At 61.4% G+C, this 19,577-nt stretch carries 13 protein-coding genes and 1 pseudogene; 6 read left to right on the top strand and 8 right to left on the bottom strand.

Features of this window, described 5'->3' with window-relative positions:
* Positions 1-349: 349 nt before the first annotated feature.
* Positions 350-625 (bottom strand): hypothetical protein, encoded by a 276-nt coding sequence (locus tag FHT69_RS14450; RefSeq protein WP_183905528.1) that lies wholly within the window; start codon positions 623-625, stop codon positions 350-352.
* 203 nt (positions 626-828) lie between these two features.
* Here FHT69_RS14450 and FHT69_RS14445 point away from each other — a divergent pair, with 203 nt between their 5' ends.
* Positions 829-2,790, top strand: coding sequence for an elongation factor G (locus FHT69_RS14445; protein ID WP_097544235.1), 1,962 nt, complete (start codon positions 829-831; stop codon positions 2,788-2,790).
* A gap of 171 nt (positions 2,791-2,961) precedes the next feature.
* On the opposite strand, the gene FHT69_RS14440 is transcribed toward FHT69_RS14445, so the two are convergent.
* Positions 2,962-3,831 carry a transglutaminase family protein gene (locus FHT69_RS14440; RefSeq protein ID WP_183905527.1) on the bottom strand — a complete coding sequence of 290 codons (870 nt, stop codon included), beginning with the start codon at positions 3,829-3,831 and terminating at the stop codon, positions 2,962-2,964.
* Between the two features lie 548 nt (positions 3,832-4,379).
* Between FHT69_RS14440 and FHT69_RS34660 the strand changes: the two are divergent.
* Positions 4,380-4,593 (top strand): annotated as a pseudogene (locus tag FHT69_RS34660) (TSUP family transporter); the annotation flags it as partial.
* A gap of 305 nt (positions 4,594-4,898) precedes the next feature.
* Here FHT69_RS34660 and FHT69_RS14435 read toward each other — a convergent pair.
* The 6 genes from FHT69_RS14435 to FHT69_RS14410 all read right to left on the bottom strand — a co-directional run bounded on the left by FHT69_RS14435 (position 4,899) and on the right by FHT69_RS14410 (position 10,014).
* Positions 4,899-5,381 carry a MarR family winged helix-turn-helix transcriptional regulator gene (locus tag FHT69_RS14435; RefSeq protein WP_097544164.1) on the bottom strand — a complete coding sequence of 161 codons (483 nt, stop codon included), beginning with the start codon at positions 5,379-5,381 and terminating at the stop codon, positions 4,899-4,901.
* A 145-nt stretch (positions 5,382-5,526) separates the two neighbouring features.
* Positions 5,527-6,558: a hypothetical protein gene (locus FHT69_RS14430; protein WP_007800776.1), complete on the bottom strand. Its 1,032-nt coding sequence runs from the start codon at positions 6,556-6,558 to the stop codon at positions 5,527-5,529.
* Between the two features lie 44 nt (positions 6,559-6,602).
* The gene (locus FHT69_RS14425; protein WP_097544166.1) at positions 6,603-7,244 is read right to left on the bottom strand and encodes an N-carbamoylsarcosine amidohydrolase; all 642 of its coding nucleotides are present in this window, start codon (positions 7,242-7,244) and stop codon (positions 6,603-6,605) included.
* Between the two features lie 10 nt (positions 7,245-7,254).
* The gene (locus FHT69_RS14420) at positions 7,255-8,007 is read right to left on the bottom strand and encodes an Asp/Glu racemase (protein WP_097544167.1); all 753 of its coding nucleotides are present in this window, start codon (positions 8,005-8,007) and stop codon (positions 7,255-7,257) included.
* A 73-nt stretch (positions 8,008-8,080) separates the two neighbouring features.
* Positions 8,081-8,881 (bottom strand): alpha/beta fold hydrolase, encoded by an 801-nt coding sequence (locus FHT69_RS14415; protein WP_097544168.1) that lies wholly within the window; start codon positions 8,879-8,881, stop codon positions 8,081-8,083.
* Complete coding sequence (locus tag FHT69_RS14410; RefSeq protein ID WP_097544169.1) at positions 8,878-10,014, bottom strand: FAD-dependent monooxygenase; 1,137 nt, start codon at positions 10,012-10,014, stop codon at positions 8,878-8,880. Before FHT69_RS14410 ends, FHT69_RS14415 begins: the two co-directional genes overlap by 4 nt.
* A gap of 358 nt (positions 10,015-10,372) precedes the next feature.
* On the opposite strand from FHT69_RS14410, the gene FHT69_RS14405 reads away from it, so the two are divergent.
* From FHT69_RS14405 to FHT69_RS14390, 4 genes are read left to right on the top strand one after another with little or no spacing between them, the layout of a single operon-like run.
* On the top strand, positions 10,373-10,912 hold the full coding sequence (locus tag FHT69_RS14405; RefSeq protein WP_246780719.1) for a (2Fe-2S)-binding protein: 540 nt from the start codon (positions 10,373-10,375) through the stop codon (positions 10,910-10,912).
* Positions 10,909-14,451: a molybdopterin cofactor-binding domain-containing protein gene (locus tag FHT69_RS14400; protein WP_183905526.1), complete on the top strand. Its 3,543-nt coding sequence runs from the start codon at positions 10,909-10,911 to the stop codon at positions 14,449-14,451. Before FHT69_RS14405 ends, FHT69_RS14400 begins: the two co-directional genes overlap by 4 nt.
* Before the next feature lie 11 nt (positions 14,452-14,462).
* The gene (locus tag FHT69_RS14395; protein ID WP_183905525.1) at positions 14,463-17,144 is read left to right on the top strand and encodes a carbohydrate-binding protein; all 2,682 of its coding nucleotides are present in this window, start codon (positions 14,463-14,465) and stop codon (positions 17,142-17,144) included.
* 16 nt (positions 17,145-17,160) lie between these two features.
* Positions 17,161-19,398, top strand: a complete 2,238-nt coding sequence (locus FHT69_RS14390) for an MGH1-like glycoside hydrolase domain-containing protein (RefSeq protein ID WP_183905524.1) — start codon at positions 17,161-17,163, stop codon at positions 19,396-19,398.
* Positions 19,399-19,577: the final 179 nt, after the last annotated feature.

Raw genomic sequence — 19,577 nt, 5'->3', positions numbered from 1 at the left:
CATGACGCGGGCGTTTTTGCGTCAAACGCATGTCTAGGTCGGCTGGATCCGTGGCTCGAGAAATTCAAGGACGAGTCCCGGTGCGCCGGCAAGAACCAGATTCTTTTGATTACGCATCCTATGCTGCGGACGCTCAAGCTCGTCGAACACGTATTTCTCTCCGGGGCCGGCGTCGGCCGATGACCGATCTCCCGCAAATGATCGCGGCGACCCCTCCAAGACCCGGCGATAAGTCAGCGCCGTTCACTCGACGGCACTTTCGGGATCGCATGGGCACAATTGCAGAAGTTGTCCGGCCACCTGGCCAAACTTCCCAAATGATCCGGTAATCAAGATGTTTCTTGGACTCTTAGCCCTGGGCGATCATCTCGCTGAGCACCGTCTCGAACGCGACGGTCCCGCTCCGTTGCTCTGTTCCCTGCCGCTCGAAGTGATCCAGCTTCATTGAAGCCATCGAGCAAAATTGGCACCCTTTGAAGTTTCTCGGCAAGAATACTTTGAAAAATGGCGAAATGTCCGTGCCAAAAGGACTTTCAAAGCCAATCGTGCGGCGGCGAGACCGGCCGTCATCGTTCGTGTCGAAGCCTTTTGCCAAAAGCTGCAGGAAGGCACGATCGTTCTTCATGCCTATGCGAAAAAATTGCAAGCCTCCGACCTTGCCGTTTTCACTTTCGTACTCACGAAGCAGAACGCCTGGGCCGGCGGGCCAGGTATGCTTCGACCATGCTCGTCGAGATAAAGCACGCGCCCATGAACACCTCTGGCGCCTTGCAGCGGTTCAGGGCATCCTATGTGAAAATTGTGTTTATGGCAGTTGGAGGAATGCCGATGCGCTGCTTTACCGTGCTTGGACCCTCGCAGACCGGAAAATCAACAGTCGTGGAAAAGCTCGGCTCCCTGGAGGGGGCGCCGAGAAAATCCAGCTCCCCTTATGGATTGAACCTCACAGAATTCACCTTTGGAAACGAGGCGTGGTGTGCGCTGGATGCGCCAGGACCCAACGAAGCGTTGGCGCATGCACAACACGCGCTTCTTGCCAGCGACGCCTGCATCCTGTGCGTTTCATCGGCACCCGAGGAGGCTGTGCTCGCCGCGCCCTATCTGCGGGTAATCGAGGCCTCGGAGACGCCGTGCATCCTCTTCGTCAACCGGATGGACGAACCGAGAGGGCGGCTGAGGGACGTGATCGCCGCGCTTCAAGACTACGCCAACCACACGCTTTTGCTTCGCCAGATCCCGATCCGCGAGGGGGACAGGATCATAGGCAGTTGCGATCTGATTTCGGAACGGGCGTGGCGCTACCGGGAAGGCCAGACTTCGGCGCTGATCGCAATCCCCGAAAGCGCCGCCGAGCGCGAGCACGAAGCGCGCAGCGAACTCCTGGAACACCTGTCCGAATTCGACGACTGGCTTCTCGAGGAGCTGATCGAAGATCGCGAGCCGCCCAGCGACGCGCTCTATGCCATTTCATCGCGGGTTCTCAGGGAAAACAGGATTATTCCAGTCCTGATCGGTGCCGCAAGTCACGGCAACGGCATGATGAGGCTGATGAAGGCGCTGCGCCACGAGGCGCCGCCGGTCGGGGTTCTTCGACAGCGCCTAGCTCGTGCGAGCAATGTCGATGAAAACAAGCTGACCGCCGTGAGCTTCCATGCCTATCATCGCCAGAATGTCGGTAAGACAGTGCTCGTGCGCGCGCTTGGCGATGGACTGCGGCAGGGCGCATCGCTGGGCGGCTCCGGCCTCGGCGCCGTACAGCATCTCGCAAACGGGAAGTCCAATTCGGCCGTTGTGCCTGCGTCGGGGGATGTGTTTGCGACGGTCAAGTCCGACCACTTGCCCGTCCCTTCGCTGTTGACATCAGGCGCGGTGGTCGCCCCGCCTGAGTGGACGCAGCCGCCCACCCCGATGCTTGAAAGGATCCTAGTCCCGGGCAGCGAGCGCGATGAAAACAAGCTCTCCGAAACGCTGGCAAAACTATCCGAGACGGATCGCGGCCTAACGGTCTTGCAGGAGGAAAGCACCGGGGCCCATCTCGTCTGCGTCCAGGGGCCGGTGCATCTGCGCGATCTCTGCCGAACCCTGTCCGACGTGTTTCATATCGACGTAACCGATCGAACGCCCAGCCCGATCTACCGCGAGACAACTGCGAAACCATCCGAGGTTCATTACCGTCACCGCAAACAGACAGGCGGTGCCGGACAGTTCGCGGATGTGAAGCTGAGCATTCGCCCCAATGAGCGCGGCCGGGGCTTCAGCTTTAGCGAGACCGTCAAGGGTGGCGTCGTCCCGCGCAACTATATCCCAGCTGTCGAAGCAGGCGCGCGCGAAGCTATGGAGAAAGGGCCGCTAGGCTTCAAGGTCATCGATGTCGGCGTAACGCTGTACGATGGTCAGCACCATGCCGTCGACAGTTCGGAACACGCCTTCCGGACTGCGTCGAAAATGGGAGTGCGACAGGCGCTTTCCGAAGGGGCGGCAGTTTTAATGCAACCGGTCTTCCGCAGCGAAATTCACATTCCGTCGATCTATTCCGGCAGCCTCGTCCAGATCGTCTCCGCTCTCAAGGGCCAAGTTCTCGGCTTCGACCGGGATGAAACCGCCAAGGGATGGGACATCTTCCGGGCACTTATTCCGGGCGGCGCACTCGACGATCTGGCGCGGGCGCTGCGCTCGGCGACGCAGGGCATTGGTTATTTTTCCAAGACCTTCGATCACTTCGAGGAGCTATACGGCAAGGAAGCGGACGCTATCGTGAGGGCACATGGGGAACCAGGCGTCGCACACTGAACCGTTCGCGCACTTCATGCTCGTTCGCAGAATGGCGCCGTCGCAGAAGTTTCCTTTGGTCGATGCATAATGGACATTACGCCTATATGTATGATGGATCGACCAATGCGGCGACAAAAAAGCGAAGCTACGCCCGATCGTTGCGATCGTTCCGTTGGCCTGCTGCGAAGTTCATGCAGACATTTCGACCTGCACCTCCACGTCCATTGATCCGAATGCATCTGACGCACCGACGAAGCTGCCTGCAACGGGAACGGATTGCGCGATATCACGAGTGACAGCGACAGGGATGAGATTGGCCCCGCCCATGCTGCGATTGGTCGGATCAAATGTGATCCATCCTGCGCCCGGTAGGAAGACCTCGACCCAGGCATGGGTCGAGCCCTGATCCTGCGAACCGAGCAATATTTGATCGGGATTGAACAGGTATCCAGACACAATGCGCGCTCCAAAGCCCAGACAACGAACGGCTTCTGCAAACAGCACTGCAAAGTCGCGGCACGATCCCCAACTACGATCCAAAGTCTGGGTTGGCGGCTGTGTGCCTTCCGCCTCACGGCTTTGATAGGAGATCGATGACGACACCCCAGCGCTTATGTCCTTCAGAAGCGAGAGCGTGTCTGTCGAATTGCTCGCGACAAACCCTCGTGCCCATCGCTGAAGCTGCTCGGATGGGTCGGCATACTGCCGAGCCGTCAGCGCCCCGAGATCTGTCCATTCCTCATCCGAATAGCGGAAGGGAAAAGTGACGGCGGAGCCTGCAATAGCAAAGACCGGCCATGCTGCGGCGGTAAGGTCTACCAGGGCGACGCTATCAACGGTCAGGACATCGGCCATCTCGTTGAAAACCGCAGTGGCAACGACATTGCCGAAGACATCCGTCGCCCAACTGAGCTGGGCCTGTGGTGCTATCGAGACCTCATACGACAGCAGCCGGAGATCGCGGCCCTCGCGCGGCCTCAACATCAGCCGATGAGGCCTCAGATGCACCGCGTAACGGTAGCGATAGATCGTGCGATGGTGGATACGAATTTGTGCCATGAATCTTACCGGGTTCTCTGGGAGTCAGCGGGGTAACGGGTCAGTGCATCGATCCGACAGGTTCGAACGCTCATCCAGCGGGTTCGCACGCAGGCCGCGCGAGAGCCCGTTCGAATTACTTCCTTGTCTTCGACCACCGGGACAAACGCCGTGCAACGCCGCCAGCAGGTCAAATCGCGCGAGACATCCTGACTTGCATATGGACGTTCTACCTGGGAAGGCTCGGTAATTTCAGTTCGATGGTCGACTAAACAGGCGATGCGTGCAAAAACAAGGCGACGGGAACACTGAACGCTGACAATATCAATGCGCACGCGGGTGGCTTAATAGGTCGCATTCGTCGTGTCGGCTTTCATCCACTCGTATGTCATCTTCAGTCCTTCGAGCGCCAATGAAGCATTCCCGGGGATTCGAGTCGAGTCTAGGAGAATGCCCTCACAATCTGACGTTTCCAGGCGCGTGCGATTATACCGGCGGGGACGCAGAACTGGTGCGCCGCTGAAAAACGAAGGAGATTTCGCGGTCAAGCTTTGCACGGCGACCTGAACATGTACGATATCATTCTTCTATTCCTGGCTGGCTTGTTAGCCGGCAGCAGGAATGCGCTGGCGGGCCGGCGGGTCGTTCGTATCCCTGCCTGCGCTGATATCGGTCGGGGTGCCGTCGGTTGCCGCAAGCGCCACAAGCACTTAGCCTTGTTTCCCGCGGAATGGCGAGCTCGTGGTTTACCGTGATGGGGTTAGGACTGTGTGCGGCACCAATTGCAGCGGTTCAGGGAATCCTATGATGGCTGAAGATTGTGTTTACGGCAGTTGGAGGATTGCCGATGCGCTGCTTTGCCGTGCTTGGACCCTCGCAGACCGGAAAATCAACCGGCGTGGAAAAGCTCGGCTCGCTGGAGCGGGCGCCGAGAAATTCAGCTCCCCTTATGGATTGAACCTCACGGAATTCACCTTTGGAAACGAGGCGGAGGCAAGGCCCACTAAGGAATCCAGCGCGATCGTTTTCTTCGATGGAGTGTGCGGTGGTTCGATTCCGGTCAAGACCGCGGGTAACCCAATCAGCACCTACTGTTCTCCGTTCTCATCGTCGGCGATCTTGCGCAGGAGATACAGCAACGCTATGCGTTCCGCGGGGTTGAGACGCGCGACGGTCTTTTCGCTGATGAGATAGGCTTGCGGATACATGTCCTGCAGCAGGGCTTCGCCCTTGGGTAGCAGGGAGATAACCACCTTGCGGCCGTCGGCCTCGTCCTTGGAGAGATCGATCAGTCCACGGGCCTTCAGCCGCTCGACGATGCCACGGATGGTCGCCTGGTCGACGGAGGTGGCCTTGACGAGTTCGACCTGTGAACTGGGACCGAGGTCATGCAGCGCGCACAGCGTCACGAACTGCACCGATGTCAGGTCTGGATCACTCGCATTGGTCTGGAAAATCGAGAGATGACGCTGATAGGCCTTGCGCAGCAGATGCCCGACTTGCTCCGTGACGTGGTAGCCATTGTGAGGCGCCGGCGCTTCGGGCAGGTCTTCGGTGTCTTTTGCGGTCATCGTCGGTGTGGTCCATCGGTTTGCGGCTCTTTGGCGCGAATGCAGCGCGGACTGCAGGAAACATCACAGCAGGTTACGCTGGTCAAGGCGTCTCGAGCCGCACCCGCTCCGCGCGATCTCGCGCGGAGCGGATTGGCTATCTCGGTTATTTGAAGTTGTACTTCATTTCCTTGACGGCGATGTCGCCATCCAGAACCATCGGTTCATCGTCGAGGAACAGCGAGCAACCGCGCATCGGGATGTCCAGATGGCAGGCGGTGTCATTCGGGCCGCCGAGCTCGTTGTTGGGGCCAGTGGAGAACATCACGTTGCCGTAGAAGGAGCGTGCCTCCATGCCCATGCCTCCGGGGAATTCGCCAGGCACCATTCGATGCCACTTAGCGTTCTGATTAAGGCCCCAGCCGACATGGCTCATGCCCATGCCACGCGGGTCGTTGAAACCTGCCATGTAGGATTTGACCAGTTCGGCATCGAGACCGCCGCGAATGTCGGTGATCCAACCGTTTTCGATCGTATAGATGATCGGGTCGCGCACGTAGATGTTCTGAGGCAGCAGGATATCACCCGGAGCAACGACGATTGTACCGTCGACGCCATCGTCGTCACCACCCGTAAAGACAAAGCCGGACGGCCAATGATCCCAGCGGCCCGGCTCGTCCGTGCACGCATATTCCGTAATGGCGGGATAGGTGTTGAGCTTGTAAGTGACATCCGTGCCATGCGGAGAAGTGATCCGCATCACTTTCGCCTTGGACAGCAGGTCTCCAGCAAATTCCACGCGCTCGCGCAGTTCCTTTGTCGGCAGCATGCGCGCCAGAATCTCCGGCGGTTCCACGGCGGTCAGGATGCGCGTGCCGGCCGCCTGGATCGCCATCTGTTCCGGGCTGAAGAGTAGAAAGATGCAATCGATGAGCATGTCGGCGGCCTTCAGGGCCTCTACCGCTTCCGGCATGGCGGCAAGGCCTGTCTGGCCGACCGCCCATGCACCTGCCGGCGGCACCGGCGGCAAACGCATGTGATACATCTTGGCGCCAAGACGCATGCCCGCCGCCATGAAGGCGTCGGCGTAGTCGAGGCGCTCGTTGCCCTGGGTCAGGACAATGAGTTTTTCTCCCTCGTGGACGCCCGACATCTTCAACTGATGCAGGCAGATTTCCGTGAAGCTGAATTGATCCATGCTCATTCCCCTATCTTGTTTGAAGGCTTGGCTGTTTTGTAAAGTTACGGACAGTCGGACTTGACCTTGGCGATTTCGGCGATCGCTTCCTCCCTCGAAACGACATCGCCATACTTGCTGTCGATGTCGAAGAGGTTGGCATTGTGCGGATCGGGATGCCGGTCGCCGACGCAATCGCGCACGACAATAGTCCGGAAGCCGTGCTGCACGGCATCGACGGCGCTCGCACGGATGCAGCCGCTGGTCGAGCAGCCGGCCATGATAACCGTGTCGATCCCCTGCGTGTGCAGCAGCGAGCCGAGGCTGGTGCCGAAGAAGGCACTGGCATATTGCTTGATTATGACAAGTTCGCCTTTTTCCGGCGCGACGCCGTCGCAGAATTCGGCCAGCACGTTGCCCTCGACCATGGCCTTCATGACCGGGGCTTTCTTCACCCACATGCCGCCATCGGCACAGTTTTCCGCGAGATAAAGGATGCGGGTGTGGATGACGGGAATGCCTGCGGCCCGCGCGGCAGCCAGAAGCGCCGGTGTTTGCGCCACTGCATCGACGACACCCGGCGCAAAGAGCGGCGCGCCTTCCACCGTATAGGCCTTCAGAAAGTCGATGACGAGCAAGGCGGGGCGCTGGCCGAAGCCGATGCGGTTGCCCCAGACGCCCTGATAGTTGGTTTCGGCACTGATCATCGGGCTCTCCTCAATACGCGCCGGACAGCAGCGCGCCGGCACCCGGTGCGACGGCTTCCATTCCCAGTGATTTCAGCATGCAATACGTGGTGGCGACGGCGGCGGTGAGGACCGGCTTGCCCGTCATGGCCTCGACCTTGGCGATCACAGGGAGCGACGGCATCTGTACGCAGGCCGAAAGCACAATCACATCGACATCCGAGAGATCGAGTGTCTGGACGATCGCCGGCAGGTTTTCCGGGTCGTGGCGGGCGACATCGAGATTATCTGGAATTTCCAGCGCCCGCCAATCCGTCACCTCGAAGCCCTCTTCGCGAATATAGTTCACGACGAGTTCGGTGAGGGGCTTCATATAGGGTGCGACGACGGCAATCTTCTTTGCCTTCATCACTTTCAGCCCCTCGATCAGCGCGCCGGCGCTGGTAACAACCGGAATGTTCGTGTCGTTTTCCTGAGTGCGGCCGGTGAGGCGCTGTTCCGACTGGCGGTGATAGCCAAGGCCCATCGCCATGATCGCAACCAGGCAGGCGTATCCGACAACATCGACGCGGGCGTCGGAAAGCTCGACGGCGCATCGATCGGATTCGGCGTCCATCGCTGCCAGTTCTTCCTTGACCACTTTCTTCATCCGCATGCGGCTGGAGTGGAAGGTGAAGCGCTCGGGGCGGATGGACTGGCGCGCCGTCAACATGGCGGGAATTTCGGTCTCCATCGTTGTGTTGGAGCTCGGAACGATTTGGCCGATACGGTAATATTTCTGCACGGATGGAATCCTTTGCGTTGCAAAGCGAGTGTCAAACAAACGCCGGTGGATCGTCGATCCGCCGCCGTCCCAATCAACGGGAGAGAAAATCTCCAAGCGCGGCAAAGAAGCCGTCGAAATCATCCCAAGGGATCATGTGCCCGGCATTCGGCACCCGAGTGATTTCCAGCGCCGGATACAGCGTGCGGGCCTCGTCCTCGTCCACGGTTTCGATCACGCCGCCACGGCCGGCCACCATCAGCATCGCCGGCCGCTTGAGCTTCGGCAGATCCGGGAAGATGTCGTCCTTGTGGAAGTCCTCGAAGGCGGTGACGATGGCGGGCTCGTAGCAGGTGTGCAGCCATTCGGCGCGCAGCTTCAGCTGTTCGTCGGTCCATGTCGGGCAAAACGCCTTCATGCCTTCCGCATCGATGCCCGTCAGCGCCAGGCGGATGCTGTCGACATACCAAGGCAGCTTGCTTGGGTAGGGGCGGCGTCCGGGGCCCGAAACCGGCGGATCGATCAGGGCGAGCCTCGAAAACGCCTCGGGCGCCGCAACGGCGGCGCGGATGGCGATACGCGCGCCCATCGAATGGCCGAGTAGGGCGGGGGCAGGAAGCCCGAGCGCAGCGGCGAAGCCGACCACGTCGGCGGCCATCGCGTTGAGGCCGTAATCAAGGTCGGGCCCCGTCGAAGACAGCCCCCGGCCGCGCACGTCGATTACGTAGACGTCGTAGCGTTCTGCCAGCCGCTCGGCGACGAAACCCCAGGTGATCGCCGGGCTGGTGATGCCCGGGATCAGGATGACGGACGGGCCTTTGCCGCCGTAGCGCAGGTAATGTTGGCGGATGCCGTTGGCGAAGACATTCGCTCCGTACAGCGCGCCGCCGCTCATGCCGCGGTCTCGCTCTTCAGGGGCTCGGCGTAAATGTCGTAGCCGTAGACCCACGCCGGATCTTCCTGTTCGAGCAGGAAGGTGTTGGCGTTCGATACGTTCTGAACACGCGTCGCGCGGTCGCGGCGATTGGCCTCATACAGTCCGAAGGCGCTGCGGAAATCGGTTATGCCGGTTTCCGTCAGGCAGCGGGTCAGCATGGCGGCGTCTTCGATCGCCATGGCGGCGCCCTGGGCCATATGCGGCTTCATCGGATGGCAGGCATCACCCAGCAGCACGAGGCGGCCCTTGCTCCAGAGCGGCAGCGGGTTACGGTTGAACAACGGCCACTTGGTCACTTCATCGGTGCTGTCGATCAGCGCCTGGATGATCGGATGGTAGCCCTTGAACGAGGCTGCCATCTCGTCACGGCTGCTGTCGACGAAGGCGGAATCGAATTCCCACGCAGGATGCGGAACGCCGGTGACATAGTAATATTCGTCGCGGCGCGCGGTCGTGTAATAGACCATCATGTGACGGTCCGGCCCCCACCACTTGACGCAGTCCTCGAAGGTCAGGTCGTATTTCTTCAACTTGTCCGACGAAATCAAGGCACGATGGCCGACCCAGCCGCTGTAATTCGGCCGCTCCTCGCCGAGCAGCGTTTCGCGAACGCGCGAATTGATCCCGTCGGCGCCGATCACGATATCGGCGCGCACCGAGGTTCCATCTTCGAACGCGATCAGTACATCGGTGCCGCTGTCGTCGAGGCGAGCCAGCTTCTTGCCGAAATGCAAGGTGCCCGGCTGCAGCGCATCGCACTGAATTGCCTGCAAGTCGCCACGGTGAACGGTGCAATAGGTCTGGCCGTAACCCACGAGCGGAACCCGCGCGGTGTATTCGCCGGTAATGCCGTCGCGGCTGAACCAATGGCTCGGCGTGCTGCTGATGCTGATGACCTTCTTGTCGATGCCGATGCGCTCGAAAATCTTCAGGACGTTCGGCCCCATATGGATGCCGGCGCCCAGGCGCGAGAAGCTCGGCGCTTGTTCATAGACGTTGACGTCAAAACCCGCGTGCTGGAGCAGCGCACCCGCGACGGTGCCACCAAGGCCGGCGCCGATAATCGCGATCTTTTCTTTTCCGTTAGACATAGCGACCCTTCTTAGCTGTCTTTCGACGCATTGTTCCCACGATTGGAGGCTTGCTAAAAGTCTAGCGCATACGCTCTAAATAGCAATAGCGAGGCTTTGATTTTCATCAAAAATGCGCAGAAATTTGCCCGGCAATTGAATATGCTAGCAAAACCGCAAGGGCGAAATCCGTCTTGTCATTCGTCACTATAAAGCGTATACGCTTCTTAATAAAATAAAAGGGGCAATAGATGCGAAGTGTCCGTGGCTGTCGCATCGTTATGGTTTGTGGGCGTCGGCGCGATGTCTGCTGCGTAGCGGTTCGGCCGATGGGAAAAGGCGTGGTCTGTGTTTGGTTCTCCGGGGCGGAGGGCCTGCTTTGACACTGCCAGTTTGCTTCAGTTTGAATGTGAACGACGCCGTCGAGAGCGTCGAAGCAAGCCCGGAAACCCCACTCCTCTACATCCTCAGAAACGATCTGTCTCTCAATAGCCCGAAATACGGCTGTGGGCTCGGGGAATGCGGTGCGTGCGCCGTTCTCATGGACGGTCGTGCCGTCCGATCCTGCAGGGTTCCCCTCGGTGCGGTTGGCGCGCGTCGCGTAACTACGCTTGAAGGCCTTGGGACACCCGAGCATCTGCATCCGGTCCAGGCGGCCTTTATCGACGAGGCCGCGGCTCAATGCGGATATTGCCTGAACGGCATGATCATCGCCACCGCAGCCTTGCTCAATCGCAATACCGATCCCGACGAGGACACGATTCGCGAGGCGCTGCGCCATCACCTCTGCCGTTGCGGAACGCATATGGAAATACTCGCCGCGGCCAGGCGGGCCGTCGCCTATGCCAAGGCCGAGCGGACGCGCCGATCCACGCCGGACGATGTCTCGCCAAAAGGCGCAAAGGAGGTCTCCCCATGACCGACCACCGCGAAATGCCGAAATCGGCCTATATGTCGGCCGCCGACACGTTGCTGATCGTCAACGATGCACTGCTCGGCGATGCCGCGGAACTCTATATCGCGGTGGGCGTCGATAGCCGCGTGACCGCGTTCAACGGCCACGTCGATCTCGGGACGGGCATCCGCACTTCCCTGGCGCAAATCGTCGCCGAGGAACTCAGCGTGCCCTTCGAGCAAGTGGACATGGTGCTCGGCACCACCTCCGCCGCCCCCAACCAGGGCGCGACCATCGCCAGCGAAACGATCCAGATCACCGCGATGCCGCTGCGGCAGGCCGCCGCCACCGCCCGGCATCATCTGCTTGCCAAGGCAGCCGAGAAGGTCGGCGTGCCGCTTGATCGGCTGAGGCTGGAAGACGGTATCATCCGTGCCGACGGCGGCGAGAACTGGCAGTTGAGCTTCGGCGACATCGTCGCCGGCGGGCATGCCAGGCTGTCGATCGACGAGTACGCGGCCCTGAAACCGGCCTCGGACTACAAGCTGGTCGGTTCGTCGCATCCGCGCGTCGATATTCCCGATAAGGCGACGGGGCGCTGGACCTACGTGCATGATGTCCGCGTGCCGGGCATGCTGCATGGCCGCGTCGTACGGCCGCCCTATGCCGGTTTCGATCACGGCGACCATGTCGGAAAAAGCTTGATTTCGATCGACGAGGCATCGGTCGCGCATATTCGCGGGCTTGTCGGCGTCGTCGCCATCGGCGATTTCGTCGGCGTGGTCGCGACCCGCGAGGAAATCGCCATCGAGGCGGCGAAGAGCCTGAAGGTCGTGTGGCGGGCGCCGCCCGAGTGGCCGGATCTCAACGCACCAGAAAAGGCGCTACGCGCCAATCCGTCGACCGCGCGCAAGCTTGCCGATCTCGGCAATGTCGATATGGCTCTGGCCGGCAGCGCCCGGCCGATGAACCGGACCTATGTCTGGCCCTACCAGATGCACGGCTCGATCGGTCCATCCTGCGCGGTGGCCGATTACAACGAAGGTGGGTTGACGGTGTGGTCGGGAACGCAGAACCCGTTCCCGATACGGCGCGATCTGGCGCTGCTTCTCGACATGCCGGAAGAGCTGATTCGGGTCGAGCGGCTGGAAGCCGCCGGCTGCTACGGCCGCAATTGCGCCGATGACGTCACTGCGGATGCCGCCCTGCTGTCGCGCGCCGTCAAGGCGCCCGTCCGTGTCCAACTGACGCGCGAACAGGAGCATGCCTGGGAGCCGAAGGGCGCCGCCCAGATCATGGACGTGCGCGGCGGTCTCGATCTGGAGGGCGGTCCGTCCGCCTATGATTTCGAAACCCGCTATCCCTCCAATCTGGCGCCGACCCTTCCCTTGATCCTCACCGGCAAGGTGCCACCGGTCTCCGACGTCGTGCAGATGGGAGATCGCACCGCCATCCCGCCCTATGCCTACGGGAACCTCCGCGTCACCGTGCACGACATGCCGCCGATCGCTCGCGCCTCCTGGTTCCGCGGCGTCTCGGCGATGCCCAACACGTTTGCGCACGAATGCTATGTCGATGAACTGGCAGCCGCCGCCGCCGTCGATCCGGTCGAGTACAGGCTTCGCTACCTCCACGATCCGCGCGCCGTCGATCTGGTGCGTGCACTGGCCGAACGGGCAAACTGGGTACCGCATACGACATGGGGCACGCTCGGCGGCGAGGGCGACCTGCTCTATGGGCGAGGGTTCGCCTATGCCGTCTACATCCATGGCCCGTTTCCTGGCAAAGCCGCCGCCTGGGCCGCCTGGGTCGCCGATGTCGCGGTCAATAAGAAGACCGGCGAGATCGCGGTCACCAAGGTGACGTGCGCGCAGGATTCCGGGATGATGATCAATCCCGATGGCGTGCGCCACCAGATCCACGGCAATATCATTCAATCCACCAGCCGGGTGCTGAAGGAAAAGGTCGAATTCTCGTCGACCGCCGTGCAGTCGAAGGAGTGGGGTGGCTATCCGCTGATCACCTTCCCCGAGGTCCCCGCCATCGACGTGCTGATGGTGCCGCGGCAGGACGAACCGCCGCTCGGCGTCGGAGAGTCCGCCTCCGTTCCCAGCGCATCTGCCATTGCCAACGCCGTCTATGACGCTACCGGTATTCGCTTCCGCGAACTGCCGCTGACGCCGGAACTGGTGCTCACCGCGCTGAACGGCAAGACGGACGAGACGCCGGCTGCCCCGGTCGCGAAGAAGCGGAACTGGCGGAGCATAGGTCTTTCGGCCGTCGGTGCCGTCGCGGCTTTGTCCGGTATCGTCACCATGGCCTCGCCATGGCGCCCGTCGATCGGCACCATCCAGCGCCCGGACGCGAACGTCTACAGTGCCGCCACCATCGAGCGCGGCCGGCTGGCGGCGGCGGCGGGCGCCTGCAATGTCTGTCATGTTGGCAATGACGGTACACCCTTTGCCGGTGGACGGCGCTTCGACACGCCGTTCGGCGCCATCTATGCCACCAACATCACCCCGGACGCGCAAAGTGGCATCGGTGCCTGGTCCTACCCGGCCTTCGAGCGCGCCATGCGCGAGGGCGTGAGCCGCGATGGCCATCACCTCTATCCCGCCCATCCCTACACCTCGTTCGCGGGCGCTGAGGACGCCGATCTTCAGGCGCTTTACGCCTACATGATGACGCAGGCGCCGGCCGCGGAAAAGGCGCCGGAGACGAAGCTCAATTTTCCCTACAGCATCCGCGCGATGATGGCGGGCTGGAACGCGCTGTTCCTGAAAGTGCAGCCGTTCAAATATGTGGAGACCCGCGATGCGCGGTGGAACAGGGGCGCCTATCTCGTCGAGACCCTCGGTCACTGTTCGGCCTGCCACACGGACCGCAATGTGCTCGGCGCGGAAAAGAGCGGCAGCGCCCGGCTTTCCGGCGGCTTTGCCGACGGCTGGGAGGCGCCGGCCCTGAATGCGTTCGCCAGGGGTCCGGTCGCCTGGACGGCCGATGCCTTCTACGACTATCTGCGCACCGGACACTCGCGCGATCATGGCAGTGCCGCCGGTCCGATGGCGCATGTCGTCGAGGTCATGCAGCCGCTGCCGGATAGCGATATCCGCGCCATGGCGACCTATCTCGCAAGCCTCAACGAGGCGCCCGCCGGGACCAAGGCACAGAGCGAGGCGGCCGTTGTCGCGAGTGAAGCGGCCAAGGCTTCTGCCGCGCTGATTTCGCCGAAGGGCGAGCGTATTTTCAATGGTGCCTGCGCGACTTGTCATACCGGCAATTCGATTTTGTCGTCGCTGGCGCTCAACAGCAACCTGCATGCCGCGACGCCTGATAATCTCATCCAGGCGATCCTGAACGGTGTCGAGGCGCCGGCGATCCTTGCGCAGACCACCGGCCGAAAAGCCCCCGAGGTGATGTCGATGCCCGCGTTCCGCCAGACACTGAACGAGAACCAGATCAAAGACCTCGCCGATTATCTGAGAGCGCGTTTCGCGCCCGACAAGCCGGCCTGGACGGAAACGACGAAAGCCATGCAACGGGTGACGGCGGCAAGCCACTAGGGAGCAGACGATTGGACCAGATCCGAGCCGGACAGGATATCGACCCCTGCGACTTGTTCGAGAACCCGACAGCCGCGTTTCGCCCGTCGGCTTACTGGTTCTGGCATTCGATCCCGACGCAGGAGGTTTGTCACAGCCAGCTCAGCGATTTCAAGCTGAAGGGGATCGGCACGATCCTGATCCAGGCCCGGCTTGCGATGTCGCGCGACGACTACCTGTCGCCGGCCTATCTCGAAGCCTATCGCGTCGCGGCCGGGATCGCCGGCAAGCTGGGGCTGAAGATTGGCATCTACGACGATTACAACTGGATCAGCGGCCATGCCGGCGGCCGTACTGTCGCGGGCCGCGACGACTTGCGCGAGCGTCACCTGTTCTGGTCATCAGGGCATGGGCGAGGCCAGATCAGCGGCATCCAACCGCCGTTCACCCGGACAATGGGCGCCGATATCGTCGAGTGGCAGTATGAAGAAAGCGTGGTCGAATGGTGTGAGTGGACGGTTGAAGCGGCGTTGCTGCATTCGTCGGCCGGCATCGACGGCCTCGATCAGATCGTCGATGTTACGGCGCGGACATCGATCGTCGACAGCGACGGCGTGTCCTGCACCTACGCTTTCGACGGCGCGGCCGGGGACGGCCAGATGCTGACGGTGTTCGTCAGCGCCCGGTCGACCACTTCGCGGCTGATCAATTACCTGCTGCCGGAGGCCGCCGAGCGGTTCATCGAGGTCGGGCTTGATCCGCTAGTCGAGACGCTTGGCGACCTCGTGCCCGATCCCGTCGGCTTCGTGTTCTACGACCAACCGGCGGCGGGTTTTTACAAATGGGATCAGATCTCCGGTTGCCTCGGCAACAGCCTGCTATTCGCGCCAAGCCTGCCGGATGCCGTTTCGGGCGGCACTTTGGAACCTTTCGCCAAAACGCTGCTGGCATTACTGCGTGACGTCGGGCCCGGGACCTTGCGGTTACGGGCGCGGTTCTATGCCGTCTATTCGGCGCTGATGAACGAGGCCTTTTCCGGCACTTTGCGCAGATGGGCCGAGGGCAGGGGAATTGTGCTCACCGGGCACGAGATCCTGCCGCATATCAGTTCGTGGTCGCTCAACGGCGGCTTCACCAGCATCGACCCCAGGGTGGCGCTTGCGGTGGATTTCTTCGGCATCGACGCATTGAGGCATGAAACGGCAGTGGATTCCAACAACTTCGTCGCTCAGCTTGCGCCGAAGCTAGGCGATTCCGTCGCCCGATCGAATGGCCGCAGCCGCTGCGTCGTCGAAACATATGCCAGTGCCGAGCGAACGCCGGCGCGCGCTGCGGGGCAATGGGAATTGACGCTGGAGACGATGCGGGCGCAGGCAATCCGGCTCTATTGCCTCGGCACCCGGCAGTTTCTGTGGCACGGCGTATACCAAACTGACGGTCATGACGACGATCCGACGCCCTTTGCCAATCCGCGTTTCGATTTTGGGCCGGGCATCAATTTCGAGCCGTGGTGGAGCTACCATGATCTGTTCGCGCAGGAGACCGCGCGCATTTCTGCCTTCATCGAACCGGCCAGCCCACGCACGCCGGTTGCGATCCTGTATCCGCTTCATACTGCCTTTGCAGAAGGCCCACACCACAATCATGCCACCCACACCGGTGCATGGTGCAGAGGCCTTCTGGCCGAAGGCTGCGACTTCATGTTCGTCAGCGAAGCCGATCTCGTGACGGCAAGGATCGTGAACGGCCGCCTACTGGCATGCGGGCTCTCCTTCGATGCCGTGGTCCTACCATCGGTCACGGTGTTCGAGACGGCAAAAACGTTGCGCGCGCTCGACGCCTTCAAGGCTGCCGGCGGAGTTGTCTGGGCGTCAGGAGATCGCTTGTCTACCGTTTGCGATGGCGGCGCTCCGCCGAGCCCGATAGCTTCCACGCACATCGATCACATGCCTGGAAGTCAAGATATCACTGCGCTCCTGTCGTTGCTGCCGTTATCAGGTCCGGCGGTGGTTTGCCATTCGCTGGATCGTCCTTGGCAATGGGTCGGAAACGAGGCCGATGGCTGGTGGCGGATTGTTCTCTTCAACGAAGGCGCAACGCCGCTGGTGAGTGTAATTTCCTTCGGTGACAGCTTCGACGCCGAGATCTGGTCCGCCACGACAGGCAAGGTGGAGGAGGCCGGTACCTTCAGCCACCTGACGGTCAGGCTCGACCCGCAGGAAGTGCGCTGCATGCGGCTGCGCGAGACGGCGCATGGGACAGCAAGAGAGGGCTTTCTCAAGGCCCAGCCGTCGCTCGATGCCGCGCGCGCCGTACCGCTTGTCGTCGGCTGGAGTTTCGCGCCAGGCGTCGATGCGGCATTTGTGCCGATCTCGGTCGAGAGCGGATGGGAGACGCAGGGATTTGCCGGTTTCTCAGGCACCGGTATCTACCGGCTGGCGCTCGAGATCGGCGACGAGGGCGAGTGGTTTCTCGAATTGCCGGAGGTCGCGACCGTGGTCGTCGCCCACCTCGATGGCCGGCAGATCGACCGGCGGGGCTGGCGGCCTTACCGTTTTGCTTTGGGGCGGCTGATCCCCGGGGTCCATTCGCTGGAACTTCACGTCGCGAACACGGCGGCAAATCGTTACTACAACAATACCCCCTATCTTGGCGAGACCCTCGACAAGAGCGGGCTGACCGCAGCTCCGACACTCATCCCGCTTAAAACCTGACCGGAAGCCCAGAATCATGCCACAACATTCGACAATTCCCTTGATGCGAGCCTGGAACAGCTGGTCCAATCGGCCGGCCGAGATGGTCTTCCTGCCGCTCGGCGTGCGGATCACGCCGGTGCTGTACTCGACCCGCAGCAAGACGACTTCCGCGATCGAGCCGCGGCGTGACACAGTTCGCCTTGGCCGTCACGCAATCGACGGCTCGCTGATCGAGCTGGAGACCGATCACAGCGGTACGACGGTCGCCTTTTCGACGACGAAGACTGATCCCTTCGCCATACGCGGCAGCTGGAACGGCAAGGTGTCGGGCGAGTGGGGGCTGCGCTTCTGGCTGACGCTGGCGATCTCGTCCGAGGGCGGCGAAGTGGCGGTCCATGATGCGGGCCGTAACATCACGCTGCTAAAGGTCGGCACGCGATACGTGGCGGTCGCGACAGCGGAGTCGCCGGTGCACGTGACCGGTCACGACACGATCGACGCGCTGCGGGCGGACTTCGAGGAAAACGGCTACTTCTACACTGCCAGCCGCAAGAACGAGGCGCCGGTGATCGCCTTGCGCTTCAATCTCGAGATGATGCGCAAGGGGGCCTATGCTGCGGGCGTCGCAGACAGCGCGGAGCTTGCGATTGCCAAGGCGCAGGCGTGTCTGGCCGCTGGAGCATCCGCCGATATTGCCAATGCGCATACCGGCGTATTCGATGGTGCACTCGACGCCGTGCGCGATGTGGTCGCATGGAACACCATTTGGGACGAAACCAACGCGCGTCCGTACACGGCGGTAACGCGGATTTGGAACCTCGGGAAATTTGCCGTCTGGTTCAACGACCAGATTTTTGCGGCGCTTCTCGCCGGCGGTTTCGACGCCGACCTGGCGCGCGAAAACATGGCAACGGCAATGGCGGGTGCGACGCCGCAGGGCAATATCGCTTGTATCGTCACTTCCAACGATGCATGGGTCGATCGCAGCCAACTGCCGTTTGGCGCGCTCGTTGTCTGGCAGCTCTACCAGCGCACCGGCGAACGTTCGATGATCCAGGCAAGCTACGATGCGCTGGTGCGCAATCGGCGTTGGTGGCAGGAGAATCGCGATCCGGACCGTTTCGGTCTGCTCTCGTGCGGAACGTCGGATGTGGGCGAGGGCCTCTACAAGGGCACAGCCTTTGGCGCGCGCAACGAAACCGGCATGGACAACTCCGCGACCCATGACGAGGCGCTCTACGATCCGATCACCCGTACGCTCTCGACCTTCGATCTGGGGCTCAACTGCGCTGCGGCTCTCGACGCCGAAATGCTGTCGAAAATGGCCACCGTGCTCGGCAAGCGTGACGATGCGGGCGAATTCGCCGCCCTTGCCGAGCGTAGCCGTACGCTCATCTCGCAAACGTTATGGGACGAAAGCCGCGGCATCTTCGCCAATCGCCAGCGCCGCGGTGGCTTCGTGCAGTCGCTATCTCCGACCAGCTTCTATCCGCTTCTTTGCGGTGCGGCGACGCCCGCGCAGGCGGCTCGGCTGCTCCATCATCTTAGCGACGAGAGCACCTTCGGCGGCGACTATGTGCTTCCGAATGCAACACGCGACGATCCTGCCTTCGCCGATAATGTCTACTGGCGCGGACGCATCTGGCCGAACGTGAACTACATGGTCTGGCTCGGCCTGCGCCGCTACGGCTTTGTTGCCGAAGCCAGCAAGCTCGCCAGCCAGAGCTACGATCTGTTCATGAAGAACTGGCGCGATGATCGCGTCGCGTCTGAAAACTACAATGCAGTGACCGGTGAGGCGATGGATCAGGGCGACACGGACCCATTCTACATCTGGGCTGCGATGCTGCCGTTGATGGCTACCGGCGAGATTGTCGACTTTGATCCCTGGACGGGCTGGACCGTGCGCAACGCTGGCCAGGATTTGGTGCTCGGGCCAGTGGTCTCACCGTCTGGAGCGCTCGGGCTGACGGTCAAGTCCGGAACCCTAGTGATGACATTGAACGGTCACGCAGCCTTGAAGACAGATCTGCAGACAACGCTGTCGCGCATCGTCTTCGCCAACGGGCGCGTGGCCTGCACGATTGCACCCGTCTCTGAGGCTGGTTACATCGAGTTGCCAGGCTTGGCATTGGGCGATGTTCTTGCCGTCCGTATCAATGGCCAGGACATCAACTATTTGTCGGGCGAAGACGGAATACGCGTCATGATTGCTGGACACGCTCAGGACCTCTGGCTGGACGTCTATTTTTCATCGCCACGTGCTCACTAAGCAAGCCAGTGCTTGACAGGCCTCGATTCCTCACTAATAGTTTGTGTACAAATAAAAGCAAAAGACTGATGCTAAAAGTCAGAGGGTTGAACGAACAGTCTGCAGGAGATCCGCGGATTCATGCCGGCCGCTCCTTGAAGTGATGCGATCTGCTTAAGGAAGGGATATGCGCTGCGTCG

Source organism: Rhizobium sp. BK008 (assembly GCF_014197345.1).
In the GTDB taxonomy this organism is placed as follows: domain Bacteria; phylum Pseudomonadota; class Alphaproteobacteria; order Rhizobiales; family Rhizobiaceae; genus Rhizobium; species Rhizobium anhuiense.
This window is presented reverse-complemented; position numbering and strand designations above follow the sequence as displayed.